The sequence below is a fragment of the Butyrivibrio sp. XPD2002 genome (genome assembly GCF_000423945.1).
GTDB lineage: Bacteria > Bacillota > Clostridia > Lachnospirales > Lachnospiraceae > Butyrivibrio.
Map to the genome: position 1 here is coordinate 99500 of NZ_AUIY01000016.1, position 15938 is coordinate 115437.

Sequence of the window (15938 nt, forward strand, 5' to 3'; positions counted from 1 at the left end):
GTTGTGGTAGGATTGCGGTGGCATAGATTTTATTTCATAGGTGACTATGGATTATGTATGTTTCACTATACGGAGGAAAAATATGGCACAGGTTGGAATTGTAATGGGCTCTGACTCGGATATGCCGGTCATGGCCAAAGCAGCTGGGATACTTGATGAGCTCGGTATTTCTTACGAGATGAACATTATCTCAGCACATCGTGAACCCGAGGAGTTCTTTTCTTATGCGAAGAGCGCCGAGGACAAAGGTTTCAAAGTCATCATCGCCGGAGCAGGAATGGCAGCACATCTTCCTGGTATGTGCGCCGCTATTTTCCCAATGCCTGTTATCGGTATTCCCATGCATACAACTTCATTAGGAGGCAGAGATTCTCTCTATAGCATTGTACAGATGCCTACCGGCATTCCGGTTGCTACTGTTGCAATAAACGGAGGAGCTAATGCAGGTCTTCTTGCAGCAAAGATTCTTGCTACAAGTGATTCAGAGCTTCTCGCAAAGCTCAAGGATTATTCAAAGGGCCTGAAGGAAGCAGTCGTTGCAAAGGACGCTCATCTTCAGGAAGTTGGATATAAGAATTATTAATTTAAGATTTTTATGGAGGAAAACATGGCAGAGCTTAACTACAAAAACGCAGGTGTCGATATCGAAGCGGGCTACAAGTCAGTGGAGATGATTAAGGGATATGTAAAGGAGACCATGAGACCGGAAGTTCTTGGTGGTCTTGGAGGTTTTTCAGGAGCCTTTTCCCTTGCAAATATTAAGAATATGAAGGATCCGGTTCTTCTTTCCGGAACTGACGGAGTAGGAACCAAGATAAAGCTTGCTTTCCTTTTGGACAAGCATGACACCATCGGAATTGACGCCGTTGCAATGTGCGTAAATGACGTAATCTGTGCAGGCGGCGAGCCTCTTTTCTTCCTTGATTACATAGCATGCGGCAAAAACTATCCTGAGAAGATTGCTGCAATAGTTAAGGGTGTAGCTGAGGGCTGTAAGCAGTCTGAATGCGCGCTTATCGGTGGTGAGACAGCTGAGCATCCCGGCCTTATGCCTGAGGATGAGTACGATGTTGCAGGCTTTGCTGTTGGTGTTGTAGACAGATCAGAGATGATCGACGGAAGCACCATCAAGGCAGGCGATACACTTATCGGTGTTGCCAGCAGCGGCGTTCACTCAAACGGCTTTTCACTTGTAAGAAAAGTATTTGATATGACAAAAGAGAGTCTTGAGAAGTACTATGACGAACTTGGATGCACACTTGGAGAAGCACTTCTTGAGCCCACAAGAATATATGTAAAGATGCTTAAGCAGATAAAGAAGGATGGAATAACAGTTAAGGGCTGCAGCCACATCACAGGCGGCGGTTTTTACGAGAACATCCCGAGAATGCTTCCTGACGGCTGCAAGGCAGTTGTTAAGAAGGACAGCTACGAAGTTCCTGCAATTTTCAAGCTCATGCAGAAGACAGGTAACCTTGATGAGCACATGATGTTCAACACCTTCAACTGCGGTCTTGGTATGGTAATCGCAGTAGATTCTGCAGATGCAGATAAGACACTTAAGGCTATTGAGGCTTCAGGTGAGAAGGCATGGATTGTCGGCTCTGTTGAGGCAGGTGACAAGGGAGTAGAGATATGCTAAACATTGCAGTCCTTGTTTCAGGAGGCGGAACCAATCTTCAGGCGATAATTGATGCCATTGATAACGGCACAATTACAAACACAAAGATAAGCATGGTCTTTAGTAATAACCGCAATGCCTACGCTCTTGAGAGAGCAGCTAAGCACGGGATCAAGACCGAGGTTCTTGTTCCGAAGGAATTTGAGAACAGAGCAGCATTTAATGAAGCGTTTTATGATCTTCTTGTAGCAGAGAATCCTGATCTTATTGTTCTTGCAGGATGCCTTGTGGTTATACCCGAGAAGATAGTTAAGGCCTTCAGCGGCAGAATAATCAATATTCATCCTTCGCTTATTCCGTCCTTTTGCGGAACAGGCTACTACGGACTTGGCGTACATGAGAAGGCTCTCGAGCGCGGCGTAAGGGTGTCCGGTGCCACAGTTCACTTCGTTGATGAGGGAACTGACACAGGCCCGATTATTTTGCAAAAGCCCGTTATGATAAGACCTGATGATACTGCAAAATCACTGCAGCAGCGCATCATGGAGCAGGCTGAGTGGAAGATTCTTCCCAAGGCAATCGACCTTATTGCAAACGGTAAGGTAAGTATAGAAGATGGAAAAGTTGTAATTGAAGGATATGATCCGGATTTGATGGTATGATACTCATCTAGATGCCTTCTCCCTGGGGAGAAGGTGCCCGAAGGGCGGATGAGGGGTAAGGAGCGAACATGAATGTATTAATAGTTGGTGGAGGCGGCCGTGAGCACGCCATAGCAGAAGCAGTTTCCAGAAGTAAGCACCTTGATAAGCTTTACTGCGCACCCGGTAATGCCGGAATAGCAGAGCTTGCTGAGTGTGTTCCGATTTCCCCTATGGAATTTGACAAGCTTGTAAGATTCGCAAAGAACATGCAGATCGATCTTACAATAGTAGGTATGGATGATCCGCTTGTAGGCGGAATTGTAGATGCTTTTGAGGCTGAGGGCTTGAGAGTATTCGGACCCAGGAAAAATGCAGCGATCCTTGAAGGAAGTAAGGCATTTTCCAAGGACCTTATGAAAAAGTATGGTATTCCCACAGCAGCTTATGAGACCTTTGATGATCCGGAGGAGGCGCTAAAATATCTTGAGACAGCCAAGTTCCCTATCGTTCTCAAGGCTGATGGACTTGCTCTTGGTAAGGGCGTTCTTATCTGCGAGACTAAGGCAGATGCTGAGGCAGGTGTCCGCGAGATCATGGAGACCAAGAAGTTCGGTGATGCCGGTAACCGCATGGTAATTGAGGAGTTCATGACAGGCCGAGAGGTTTCAGTTCTTTCATTTGTTGACGGTAAGACAATAAAGCTTATGAGCTCAGCTCAGGACCACAAGAGAGCAGGAGACGGAGATACAGGTCTCAACACCGGCGGAATGGGCAACTTTTCACCAAGCCCCTTCTATACAGATGAAGTTGATAAGTTCTGCAAGGAGAATATCTATCAGAAGACAGTTGATGCCATGAGATCAGAGGGCAGAGAGTTCAAGGGAGTTATTTTCTTCGGACTTATGCTCACAGAGGACGGCCCCAAGGTACTCGAGTACAACGCCAGATTTGGCGATCCCGAGGCACAGGTTGTTCTTCCGAGACTTCAGACCGATATGATCGAGGTTTGCGAGGCTGTTATTGATGGAACTCTGGATCAGGTTGACCTTAAGTTCGAGGATAAGGCAGCAGTTTGCGTTGTTCTTGCTTCAGAGGGATATCCCGTAAGCTATGAAAAGGGCAAGGAAATTAAGGGACTTGAGAACTTCAAGGACAAGGATGGTTATTACTGTTTCCATGCCGGAACAAAGTTCGATGAGAACAGCAGGGTAGTCACAAACGGTGGCCGCGTACTTGGCATCACAGCTAAGGGCGATACTCTGGCAGAGGCCAGAAAGAAGGCATACGAAGCTACCGAGTGGGTAACCTTTGATAACAAATATATGCGTCACGATATCGGAAAAGCAATCGAAGAAGCATAATGGTAGGGGCAAAAAATAAAATTTTATTTTTTGCCCTTATATTAATTATAAAAAGCTGAAAATATAGTGGTTTTGTGTTATACTAACACCAAATGTTGATAATTTTTTACTTTTTCTTCAAATTCTTGCAAATATTTTAGTCCGAAGAGCCAGAGTAATGTTCAACAGGCAATATTTTGTGTAGTTTTTCTACACTGGTTACTGGAGGTAGAAGGTATGATAAATAGAAAATTAGGGAAGAAAGCCATAGGTGCGGTGTCAATCATGACTGCAGGCATATTGGTTTTTGGACAGCCCATAATGGCTCTCGCAGCTACAGGAACAGTAACATCTTCTAATGTTAAGGTTAGATCTGAAGCGAGCACATCTTCTCAGCAGGTATCAAGTCTTGATTCGGGGGACAAGGTTGATATCATCGATGAGACTACAGACGCACAGGGATATGTGTGGTACAGAATTTATGTAAATGGTCAGGAATACGGATACGTAAGAAGTGACCTTGTTTCCAAGTCAGGCGAGACCAAGAGCACTGATGCCGGAACCACAAACGCAGCACAGCCTGAGACTCAGGTGACTGCAGTGGCAGAGCAGGCTGCAACAGTTACAGTTGCAAGTGCAAATGTAAGATCAGGTGCAGGCACAGGCTACAGCACTGTTGGTACAGTCAAGAACGGCGATGGCGTTACCATAACAGGTGAGGCTAATGGCACAGACAGTAAAAAGTGGTACCAGATAAAGTTTGGCGACAGCGGAAGAACAGGTTTTGTTCGTGCAGACCTCCTTACAATGGGAGCTCCTCAGGCTCAGTCAGACGATCCTCAGGAAGGTGGAGAGATGGCACCTACAGAGGCTGAGCAGCCCGCAGAGGGTGCTGAAGGTGGCGAACAGCCCGTTGAAGGCGAAGGTGAGCAGCCCGTTGAGGGTGAAGGCGAACAGCCCGCAGAGCAGCCTGTAGTTGATACCTCAGTAGTTGGTAACGGCGAGTTTTCACTTGCTTACAAGGATGACGGAACAGGCACAGAGGCATGGTACCTCTATGATAACGTTGAGAGCACACAGGTTAAGCTTAACGACCTTCTCGACTTTGCTAAGACAGGCCAGCAGGCAGCAGCCCTTGAGGGACAGGTTAAGAAGCTCCGCGGAGCACTCATCGGTATGGCTGTTGTTATAGCACTTCTGGTACTTGGTATTCTCCTTCTTATCTACAAGCTTCGTGACTATATGTACTACGAGGATGATGAAGAGGAGACAACCTCAAGAAAGAATAAGTATGATGATCTTCCGGCTGAGAAGCCTGCAAAGAAGTTCTTTGCCAGAGATAAGGATAGCGACAAGCCTAAGTCAGCAGGCAGAGTTGTGGCAGACAGCAAGAGACCTGCAGCTACATCTTCTGCAGTAAGAAAGGGCGCTCCCATGGGAACAGCTGCTTCTCTTATTCCTGATGAAAAGCCCACAAGAAGACCCGCTCCTGCAGAGCCCAGAGCAGAGAGACCTGCTCCTCCGAGGGAAAGAAGTGAGGTTAAGCCCAGCAATCCGACACCTGCTACACGCAAGTCACGTAATTTCCTCATTGATGACGAGGACTTCGAGTTTGAATTCCTTGATCTGGATGACGATGATAAGTAATTAGATAAATAATGAAACCGCGCTGTGAGGCGCGGTTTTTTGTTGACATAAGAGTCTCTTTTGTTATACTAAATGTATCACAGGAAAGGGGACAGAACATGGTAATTGAAATTGATTTTAACAGTGATGAAGCAATATATGTGCAGCTGTGTAATCAGATCATAATGGGTATTGCGACGTCTCAGTTCCGGGAGGGAGAACAGCTCCCAAGTGTCAGACAGTTAGCTGATATGATCGGTATCAACATGCACACCGTTAATAAGGCCTATTCCATTTTGCAGCAGGAAGGGTTCGTTAAGATTGACAGGCGTCGTGGTGCCATCATAGCAATTGACCTTAATAAACTTGAGGCCCTTGAGGAAGCTCACGATATGCTGAGCGTAGTACTGGCGAGAGCCATGTGCAAGGGTGTTACCAAGGAAGAAATACATGAAATTGTCGACAGAATCTACGGTGGCTATGGAATGTGATAACAAATACCTTTTGAAGATCTAATGAAGATCTTTAAGGAAAGGAGTTTACTTGAGTAAAGAATATACAGAGAAAGCGCAGCAGGCGCTTAAGCTTGCAAGAAAAACTGCAAGAACCTTAAAGCTCAACTATGTCGGTACAGAGCACCTTCTTATGGGACTTATTAAAACAGAAGGCTGCGTAGCTTCAAGAATACTTATCGACAATGGAATCAATGAAGACAAGATGATGGATGTCATCAGAGATCTCATCGTTGAGGGCGGCAATATTACACTGCTTGATAAGGAGGGCTTTTCTCCCAGAGCAGAGAGTGTTCTCGATGAAGCAGACAGACAGGCAGCTAGATTCCACGCTGATAAGATAGGAACAGAGCACATTCTTCTTGCTCTTATCAAGGAGGGTGAGAACGTTGCTGTTCGCCTTATCGGCACCATGAACGTATCAATTCAGAAGATATATGCTGAGACTCTTGCAGCAATGGGTGAGGATGCCAACCTTGTTAAGGAGGATCTGGGCAGGAAAAACAATTCCAAAAAGAAGGCATCAATGCTTGACCAGTACAGTCGAGACCTTACAGCCCTTGCTTCTGATAATAAGCTTGATCCCATCATTGGAAGAGATAACGAGATTCAGCGCGTTATCCAGATCCTTAGCCGCAGAACCAAGAATAATCCATGCCTTATCGGTGAGCCCGGTGTAGGTAAAACTGCGGTTGTTGAGGGACTTGCCCAGAGAATTGTGGCAGGAGATGTTCCTTTTACAGTTCAGAATAAGAGACTCCTTACTCTTGACCTGTCCGGTATGATCGCAGGCTCCAAGTACAGAGGAGAATTCGAAGAGCGTATAAAGAGAGTTATCCGCGAGGTTATCGATGACGGTAATATCATTCTTTTCGTAGATGAGATGCATACCCTCATAGGTGCCGGCGGTGCTGAGGGAGCAATCGATGCTTCCAATATTTTGAAGCCTTCACTTGCAAGAGGTGAGATCCAGATGATCGGTGCAACTACCATCACTGAGTACCGCAAGTATGTGGAGAAGGACGCTGCTCTTGAGAGACGTTTCCAGCCCGTAAGTGTTGAAGAACCTGACAGAGATGAGTCCCTTGCAATCCTTAACGGAATCGTAAGCAAATATGAAGAGCACCACCATGTAAAGATCACTCCTGAGGCTATTCAGGCTGCTGTTGACTTAAGTAGTCGATACATAAATGACAGAAATCTACCTGATAAGGCAATCGACCTTATAGACGAGGCATCTTCTGCAGTAAGACTTCGTTTGACAGGTTCATCAGCTGCTCTTCGCGATATGGAGCAGGAGATCAGGGAGATGGATGCTCAGGTAGAGGAGCTCCTTGCGAAGGAGGACTTTTCAGGAGCAGGTGAAGTACACCGCAAGCAGGAAGCACTTATTAAAAAGTACAACCGCAAGAAGGCTGCAGAGAATAGGAAGGAAAAGAACGCGGATTACGTGGTCAATGAAAATGACATTGCAGAAGTAGTTGCAATGTGGACCAAGATCCCGGTTAAGAAGATCGCTGAGAAGGAATCAGAGAGACTCCTTAAGCTTGAGAAGATTCTTCACCAGAGAGTTATCGGCCAGGAGGACGCTGTTGTTGCAGTATCCAAGGCTATCAGAAGAGGCAGAGTAGGACTTCAGGATCCCAATAGACCGATTGGGTCATTCCTTTTCCTAGGACCTACCGGTGTAGGTAAAACAGAGCTTTCCAAGGCGCTGGCTGAGGCGATGTTCGGTGACGAGAACGCCCTGATAAGAGTTGATATGTCGGAGTACATGGAAGGTCACTCCGTATCCAAGATGATCGGATCACCTCCGGGATACGTAGGCTACGATGAGGGTGGCCAGCTCAGTGAGAAGGTAAGAAGACATCCTTACTCAGTAATCCTTTTTGATGAGATAGAGAAGGCACATCCTGACATCTTCAATGTGCTTTTGCAGGTTCTTGATGATGGTCATATCACAGATGCAAAGGGCCGGAAGGTCAGCTTCAAGAATACGATCCTTATCATGACCTCCAATGTCGGAGCACAGCGTATCATCGAGCCCAAGAAGCTGGGCTTTGACACCGCTTCCGATGAGAAGAAGGACTATGAAAACATGAAGAACGGAGTAATGGAGGAGGTTAAGCGTCTGTTTAAACCTGAATTCATTAACCGTATCGATGAGATTATGGTATTCCATCCTCTTAACGAGAAGGAGATGATGGAGATCGTAGCTCTCCTTAGCAAGAGCCTTAGCAAGAGATGTAAGGAGCAGCTTGGTATTGACCTTACAATGACTCAGCAGGTCAAGCAGTATCTTGTAAAGAAATATTCAGATGCCAAGATGGGTGCAAGACCGCTTAAGAGAGCAATCCAGTCTGTTATCGAGGACGCTATGGCTGAGGAGCTTTTGAAGGGTAACATCAAGAGAGACAGCAAGGTCACAATCGGTCTCAAGGATGACAAGGTTGTATTCTCCCAGAAGGGTGAAAAGGAGGCTTCCGGCAAGACTTCAGGCCGTAAGTCAGCCAAGAAGGCACCTGCCAAGAAGGCTGCGACCAAGAAAACAACAACCAGAAAAACAGTATCCAAAAAATCGAAATGATTCATAAATTTTTAATAAATTTAATTGGATATATGCTTTATAATAAAGTTGTATTTAGAGACGGAGTAATATCTCTGAATCAGTTCAAAATTCTATACTAGTAGACTGCACAGATTTTCTGGGCACTATCTAAAACAGGAGGTAGAAAATGGCTGTCGTAGAGCAGTTACTGAGAGCAGAAGCTGATGGAACTATTAGCTTTGGCAATTACGAGTTACCTGCAAAGCAGAAGCTTGATGATTTCAAGCATGATGGTAACGTTTTGAAGGTTAAGACCTTTAAGGACATAACAAAGCTTGAACAAAATGAGATGTTCCTTTATGAATCTGTTCCGGGGACAACGGTCACACACTTTAAGGAGAGTGAAGGAGGCTTGGCTTTCGAGGTTGAAGGACCGGGAGACGCACAAATTACCGTCGGACTTGAAGAGAATGCAGAGTACCACATCCTTGTGGACGGCAAGAATATTGGTCCGATGCAGACAGGAGTAGGAGGTAAGCTTAGTTTCAGCGTACCGCTTGGAACTGCTCCATCAAAAGTAGAAATTCATAAGTAAAATTATCAGAGAGGGCTGCTTCGCAGCCCTCTTGTTATTTGGGTATGTGTGGCTTGGAGGAGGACGCTCTGTGGCAGAATCGTAAGATATATATAATATTTGCTCGTGTTAAGCCGGACACTTCGCTGTGCCCTAAGCATCCATCTCTGCGTGCAATGGCACTTGAGATGGATAGGTCTCAGCTACGTGGCTTAAATCTCGCAAAGTATTATATATATTCTTAATTCACCGCCATCAGAGCTGGCTACTCCAAGCCACACATATTAAAGGCAAGTAAGGGCTGCAAAGCAGCCCGTAGGACGAGGTGAGGAGAGGTGAGGGGCAGGGTGAGGTGAGGGGCGGGGGAATTTGGTCAAGGTGGGTATGTTTTACGTCAGTTGATGGAGATGAGGTATATTGATTGCTCGCGGGGGTGATTGTTAGGGAGTCGTTACGTCTATCCGCGAACAAATTTGGTTATAGGCGTACGGGGTTGATGTAATTTTGACTATTATTGATTTGTATAACGTAGGTTGTGGTTGGCGTTAAGTCTATTGGCCTAAATTGATCTGAATTGGTTGAATTAAAAGAGGATTTTGAGAAGTATTTTTGGGAAATGTTCAACCGGTTTAATGAATTAGGGCAAGATTGACTGATTGAGAACGTGATAAAGTGTATATAATATCAAAATAAAGATAAATTGGTAAGTCAGAAATGCGGATATGACCAAACAGGTTGAACCGAGATAAATTCAGGCAAAATTGAAGTGAAATAAGTGTAGAATGTGAGATATAATTGGGAGGACGGCTAAATGTAGCTGCAAAAAATTGAAAATAGTAAAGATATATAGTATTAAATGCCAAGGATACTAAAAATATTAAATTTGAGACATTAGAAAGGTAAATATTATACATCAAGGAGGAATATGGCAACAAAGATTAAGACAGTATTTTTCTGCCAGAGCTGTGGGTATGAGTCAGCAAAGTGGATGGGACAGTGCCCCGGCTGTAAGGAATGGAATACATTTGTTGAGGAGACGATAAAGCCTTCAATTACGGGGAAAGGATCAAAGCGTGCGGCAGCCGGAGCAGCAGGAGGCTCAGATGCTCAAAACAAGCCGATGAAGCTTTCTGAGGTTGTGCTGAATGAAGAGGACAGATTCGACACTCATATAGGTGAGTTCAACAGAGTTCTTGGTGGCGGACTGGTAAAGGGTTCACTTACTCTCGTAGGCGGTGATCCGGGAATAGGTAAATCCACACTTTTATTACAGACAGCAAGACTTCTTTCCGCAGATAAGAGAAAGGTGCTCTACATTTCAGGTGAGGAATCCCTTCAGCAGATAAAGCTCAGGGCTAACAGAATAGGTGAGTTTACACAGGACATGAATCTGTTTTGTGAGACTGATCTTGGAACCATCGAGGAGACTATAAGAAGAAGTGCACCGGAGGTCGTGATCATTGATTCCATACAGACTATGTTCAATGAAAATGTGTCATCAGCTCCCGGAAGTGTTTCACAGGTAAGGGAATCGACAGCTGTACTTATGAGAATTGCCAAGCAGCTTGGAATCTCAGTTTTCATAGTGGGTCATGTAACTAAGGAAGGAACAGTGGCCGGTCCCAGAGTTCTTGAACACATGGTTGATACGGTGCTTTACTTTGAGGGAGACAGACACGCTTCATATAGAATACTCAGAGCTGTGAAGAATCGTTTTGGATCCACCAATGAGATCGGTGTGTTTGAAATGAGAAATGAGGGACTGGTGGAAGTCAGCAATCCCTCTGAATTCATGCTTGAGGGAAGACCTGAAAATGCCAGTGGTTCAATTGTAACCTGCTCGATTGAAGGAACAAGACCTATACTTATAGAAATTCAGGCACTTGTAAGCCACACTAATTTCAATTTTCCGAGAAGACAGGCAAACGGCACGGACTACAACAGAGTTAACCTTCTTATGGCAGTGCTTGAAAAGAGAGTGGGCCTGGAGCTGTCATCCTATGACTGCTACATAAACCTTGCAGGTGGAATGAAGCTTATTGAGCCTGCCCTGGATTTATCCATGTGTATGGCAATCGTATCAAGCTTTAGGAACAGAGCGATACCCGATGAGGTTATAGCCTTTGGTGAGGTTGGTCTTTCAGGTGAAGTACGTTCTGTAAACATGCCTGATGTGCGTATCTCCGAGGCTGAGAGACTTGGCTTTAAGACCTGCATAGTTCCGAAGACAGTGGCTGAGAAATATGCAAAGAAATTCCCTAAGATTAAGCTTATAGGAGTTTCATCAGTTCAGGATGCGGTAGGAATGATAAGGTAAAGGAGAAATTTATTTGCTATAATACAGAAATGTTATAAACGTATGTAATATATAATATGAAAATTTAATGAAGAGGAGAACAGTATTGAAAAAGAGAAAAACATTTGGGGGATTAGGAATTGTTTGCGCGACAACGGTAGTTTTTGCAGGAATAATGGGATGCAGTAAGCCTGCAAATACTAATACAGAAGAGCCTTCCATTGAAACTGAAGACAACAGAGTAGAAGACAATAAAGTAGAAGACAGCGCTGCCAACGAGAATGTTTCAGAAGAATCTAATGAACAGAAGACAAAGTCTGAAGAACAAAAGTCAGCGGATGAGTCAGAGGAAGTACTTCAGAAAGATGAGGCAGAGGAAACATCTCAGCAAGAAACAGAGAAGCCTGTTTCAGGTTCTTTATTTGACCAATTTATAAATGATGAGATCCCTGCAATTCGCATAGCAGAGGACGGAACGGAGAGCTCCTTCAATTATTCAGAGCTTCCGCATGATGAAGAGGACTGGGAGAGCTATTTTGTAAGGGATGAGAAGGCTGATGTTGATAATGACGGCGAGGATGAGCTTATCATGGACGGCCCCTATGGTGGAATGTACCTTGATGAGAGAGACGGCAAGGTCTACGTCCTTACTGAGGGTGAAGGCACTACCGGATATCTTAGCTATGCAGACTATGAAGGAAAAACTTATATAGTTCACAGCGACACTTCCCATGGTGGAAGGCAGATTTATGTTTTTGACAGATATGAGGATGGTAAATCAGTTGAAAACTTCACTTTGTCTGCGGAATATTGGGAAAGTGAATCCGATACCTATGATCAGGATAGTGATTTCACATTTAAAGATCAGAAGATTTCCATGGAGGAATACGAAGCTCTGGTCAAGGAGATATTTAAATAAACGAATAATAGTTTCATATTTTTAATTATTAAATGAATATAAAGTTCATTCAGGCGTATGGCTAACAATACTCTATTAAATTGTGTAAAAGCCATGCGCCTTCTGTATTTTTTAATGTACGAAATTATAAACAATTTATAAAGCAGAAAAAAGCGGCATTTTTACATGCATTGACTTTGATTTTGGTGATGTTAGAATGAGGGTGTCACGGAAAACGGTTACGAAAAACCGTCTTATTTCTCTATGAGAGGAGGTATTATTCATGGTCAAAATTTCTAAGATCGGTGCTGCTGCGATTGCATTAGCGCTCTCAATCACATTGATTACACCTATGAGTGCAAAAGCTGAAATCATTAAGACATATGAAAAGGATGGCAGTATTACATTAAAGAATGAGGATACTGGAAGGAGTTTTAATACTAAAGATTTTGTAGCAGACGAAGCTATAGATGAAGATTACATTGAAGAACAACTGGAAATAATGGCTACATCTGAAACTAAGGCTATTACGATTACGACTAACTCTAAAAATGAAGGAATAGGGATTATTACTACCTGTGATGTTGCGAAGTGTAAAAATTTTAAGGCCAATAAGAAGGCGCTTAAAGTAAAAATAATACAGAAGGATGAATATACAGATACCAGTACAACCAAGAAAAATGACTATGATATTAAAGGCAAAGATGGCCTGTATTACTATAGGAATTTGGATGGCGAGATAGTCAAGAAGGAACTTAAGGATTGTCCTAAAGGTGTTGACTACGGAATATATGCAATTAGATTATACACAGAGAAGGCCGGGACATATAAGGTTACTTATGAAGCTGTGCTCAAGGATGGTACTACTGCAAAGAGGAGCTTCAAGGTCATAGCTGTAGCAGATTCTGCGGCCTTTAAGAGTATTACATACGCAGGAAAAGTCCTTGCATACTCAGTAAAAACCAAGGATGCGCCTGAAAACAGGGTATGGTCACAGGGCTACGGATATGGTGCAACAACAAGTAAATCCGGCAAAATCCAGGTAACAATGAACGAAAACTTTAAGCTTAAGAAGATAGAAGTTGGAAAAGAAGTATACAAAGAAATACCTGGAACGAAAGATGTGTCTACAAAGGCTTATGCAGATGGTGACTATACTTCATCACTTGAGCGTTATAATGAAAAAACAATTTCATGGAAGAAGGTTAAGAACGGCAAAAAGATAAAGCTAAATAAAGAAGATAATACCGATAAGCATGACTACTGGGTTGGGCATGAGTATAAAGATAAAGGAACATATTCTACAACCTATATCAGAGTTACATATTATGATAAGAAGAATAAGACAACTGAAAGATATGTTGTACCGATTTATCTTGTGAAAAAATAAATTAAGAAAAGTAAGACAACTTCAAGACTATATCTGACTTTGTGCAAGGTAAAGAAATAAGTAATTGTATTGGAAAAGGGAATGCCCCGGGCTTTTAAAAGAGCCCGGGGCATTGTTATGCTTGACTTTTTCACTACACTACTTTAAAGTATTAAAAAAGATTGTATACATGTATAAACATGATGCAAATGGCTTTCGCGAAAGCGAATTCTATACGAGGAGGACTTTTTATGAAGAAGATGAAGAGTTTAGTAAGTGTGATGGCTGCGACAGCACTTCTTGCAGGAACAATTGCAGGATGTGGCGGTAATGCTTCAAACAATGCAGCATCTACAAACGGAGAGAGCACAGCTACAGAGACTGCAGAAGGAACAGCATCAGAAGGTGCTGCAAGCGGAGCTACTTTTAAAATTGGTTCTATCGGACCTCTTACAGGTGGTGCAGCAGCATACGGACTTGCAGTTGTTAACTCAGTTGAGCTTGCTGTAAATGAGATCAATGCTAACGGTGGTATCAACGGATATCAGGTTGAGATGAAGGGCGAGGACGACGAGCTTAACGCTGAGAAGTCAGTTAACGCTTACAATACACTTAAGGACTGGGGTATGCAGTTCCTTGTAGGTTCAACAACAAGTGCATGCTCACTTGCAGTAAGTGAGAATACACATGAGGACAATATGTTCCAGCTTACACCTTCAGCATCAGCTGCTGATTGTGTTAACTACGACAATGTTTTCCGTGTATGCTTCTCAGATCCTAACCAGGGTCTTGCTTCCGCTCAGTATATCGGAAGCCACAAGCTTGCATCTAAGGTAGCTATCATCTATGACAGCTCAGATGTATATTCATCAGGTATTTACCAGACATTTGCACAGGAAGCTCCCAACCAGGGATTCGAAGTAGTTTCTGCAGAGGCTTTCACAGCTGATTCCAAGACAGATTTCTCAGTTCAGCTTCAGAAGGCTAAGGATGCAGGCGCAGAGCTTCTTTTCCTTCCTATCTACTACACAGAGGCTTCACTTATCCTTACACAGGCTAACACAATGGGATTTGCTCCTATATTCTTTGGTGTAGATGGTATGGACGGTATCCTTACAGTTGAGAACTTTGACACATCACTTGCAGAGGGACTTATGCTTCTTACACCTTTCGCAGCTGATGCAACAGATGATCTCACAGTTAACTACGTTAAGAACTATCAGGAAAAATATGGTGAGACACCTAACCAGTTCGGAGCAGACGCTTATGATGCAGTATACATCATCAAGCAGTGCCTTGAAGAGGCCGGTGCTACACCTGATATGAGCGTAAGTGATCTCTGCGAAGCAGTTAAGAGCACAATCGTTAAGATCACAGCTTCAGGTCTTACATCAGAAACAATGACATGGGATGCAAGCGGCGAGCCTAACAAGGAGCCTAAGGCTGTTGTGATCAAGGATGGCGCTTACGTAACAGCTGAGTAATATCGTAATATTTAGTATCTAATAGTTTTAAATTTTGATATAATAAAATATCGCGAGGTTGCGAGGAATGCTGTCACAGGCATTCCTCGTATTCGTTAGAAATTCCTTATGAAAAATTATTGATTGTCGGAGGAAAAGATGAGTTTTTTAATCTACCTTATTAACGGACTTAGTCTGGGCAGCATTTATGCGATAATCGCCCTGGGCTACACTATGGTATACGGAATTGCCAAGATGTTGAATTTCGCGCATGGCGATTTCATCATGGTGGGCTGCTATGTTATATTCACAATCTGTTCCACACTTAGTGGCAATACATTTGTGGGAATCATCGCAGCTATTATACTGTGCACACTTCTTGGTGTGACTACTGAGAAGGTCGCGTACAAACCGCTACGAGGTGCAGCTTCTCCTCTGGCTGTTCTTATTACAGCGATCGGTGTTAGTTATTTCCTTGAAAATCTTGCTCTTCTTATTTTCGGAGCAGATATCAAATCATTCTCTTCAGTTGTTTCATGGCAGGGACTTTCCTTTGCAGGTGGCGACCTGAAGATTCAGGGTGTAACAATCATTACCATCCTTTCAAGTGTGGTAATTCTTATTGTACTTCAGCTTTTCATTCACAAGACCAAGGAAGGACAGGCTATGCTTGCCGTTGCTGAGGACAAGGGTGCTGCGATGCTCATGGGAATAAATGTAAACAAGACAATTTCCCTTACATTCGCAATCGGTTCAGCACTGGCTGCTATCGCAGGTGCGCTTCTTTGCTCAGCATATCCTTCACTGTCTCCCTATCTCGGTGCGATGCCCGGAATCAAGGCTTTCGTTGCTGCAGTATTCGGAGGAATCGGATCAATCCCCGGCGCGATGATCGGTGGACTTGTTCTCGGAATCGTAGAGATTCTCAGCAGAACCTACATTTCATCACAGCTGTCAGATGCTATCGTGTTCGGTATTCTCATTGTGGTGCTCCTTGTTAAGCCCACTGGCCTTTTAGGTAAAAAAATTCAAGAAAAGGTGTAATGA

The 15938-nt window shown here is 43.7% G+C and carries 13 protein-coding genes; all 13 read left to right on the top strand.

Features of this window, described 5'->3' with window-relative positions; all coding sequences use genetic code 11:
• Window positions 1-82 precede the first annotated feature (82 nt).
• The 13 genes from purE to G587_RS0109235 all read left to right on the top strand — a co-directional run bounded on the left by purE (window position 83) and on the right by G587_RS0109235 (window position 15935).
• On the top strand, window positions 83-583 hold the full coding sequence (gene purE / locus G587_RS0109175) for a 5-(carboxyamino)imidazole ribonucleotide mutase (protein ID WP_026491983.1): 501 nt from the start codon (window positions 83-85) through the stop codon (window positions 581-583).
• Between the two features lie 24 nt (window positions 584-607).
• Entirely contained in the window at window positions 608-1642 is a 1035-nt protein-coding gene (gene purM / locus G587_RS0109180) for a phosphoribosylformylglycinamidine cyclo-ligase (RefSeq protein WP_035786236.1), read from the top strand.
• Window positions 1636-2283: a phosphoribosylglycinamide formyltransferase gene (gene purN, locus G587_RS0109185; RefSeq protein WP_026491985.1), complete on the top strand. Its 648-nt coding sequence runs from the start codon at window positions 1636-1638 to the stop codon at window positions 2281-2283. The genes purM and purN overlap by 7 nt, the downstream gene beginning before the upstream one ends.
• Before the next feature lie 68 nt (window positions 2284-2351).
• Entirely contained in the window at window positions 2352-3626 is a 1275-nt protein-coding gene (gene purD, locus G587_RS0109190) for a phosphoribosylamine--glycine ligase (protein ID WP_026491986.1), read from the top strand.
• A 216-nt stretch (window positions 3627-3842) separates the two neighbouring features.
• Window positions 3843-5252 (top strand): SH3 domain-containing protein, encoded by a 1410-nt coding sequence (locus G587_RS0109195; protein WP_026491987.1) that lies wholly within the window; start codon window positions 3843-3845, stop codon window positions 5250-5252.
• A gap of 98 nt (window positions 5253-5350) precedes the next feature.
• Window positions 5351-5722 carry a GntR family transcriptional regulator gene (locus G587_RS0109200; RefSeq protein ID WP_026491988.1) on the top strand — a complete coding sequence of 124 codons (372 nt, stop codon included), beginning with the start codon at window positions 5351-5353 and terminating at the stop codon, window positions 5720-5722.
• 52 nt (window positions 5723-5774) lie between these two features.
• The gene (locus G587_RS0109205) at window positions 5775-8330 is read left to right on the top strand and encodes an ATP-dependent Clp protease ATP-binding subunit (RefSeq protein ID WP_026491989.1); all 2556 of its coding nucleotides are present in this window, start codon (window positions 5775-5777) and stop codon (window positions 8328-8330) included.
• A 148-nt stretch (window positions 8331-8478) separates the two neighbouring features.
• A complete protein-coding gene (locus tag G587_RS0109210; protein WP_026491990.1) occupies window positions 8479-8886 on the top strand; it encodes a hypothetical protein in 408 nt (135 codons plus the stop codon).
• Between the two features lie 904 nt (window positions 8887-9790).
• Window positions 9791-11182 (top strand): DNA repair protein RadA, encoded by a 1392-nt coding sequence (gene radA, locus G587_RS0109215; protein ID WP_026491991.1) that lies wholly within the window; start codon window positions 9791-9793, stop codon window positions 11180-11182.
• Between the two features lie 85 nt (window positions 11183-11267).
• Window positions 11268-12080: a hypothetical protein gene (locus G587_RS0109220; RefSeq protein WP_026491992.1), complete on the top strand. Its 813-nt coding sequence runs from the start codon at window positions 11268-11270 to the stop codon at window positions 12078-12080.
• A 262-nt stretch (window positions 12081-12342) separates the two neighbouring features.
• A complete protein-coding gene (locus tag G587_RS0109225; protein WP_026491993.1) occupies window positions 12343-13449 on the top strand; it encodes a hypothetical protein in 1107 nt (368 codons plus the stop codon).
• Between the two features lie 239 nt (window positions 13450-13688).
• The gene (locus G587_RS0109230) at window positions 13689-14912 is read left to right on the top strand and encodes an ABC transporter substrate-binding protein (RefSeq protein ID WP_026491994.1); all 1224 of its coding nucleotides are present in this window, start codon (window positions 13689-13691) and stop codon (window positions 14910-14912) included.
• 138 nt (window positions 14913-15050) lie between these two features.
• Window positions 15051-15935 (top strand): branched-chain amino acid ABC transporter permease, encoded by an 885-nt coding sequence (locus G587_RS0109235; protein WP_026491995.1) that lies wholly within the window; start codon window positions 15051-15053, stop codon window positions 15933-15935.
• Window positions 15936-15938: the final 3 nt, after the last annotated feature.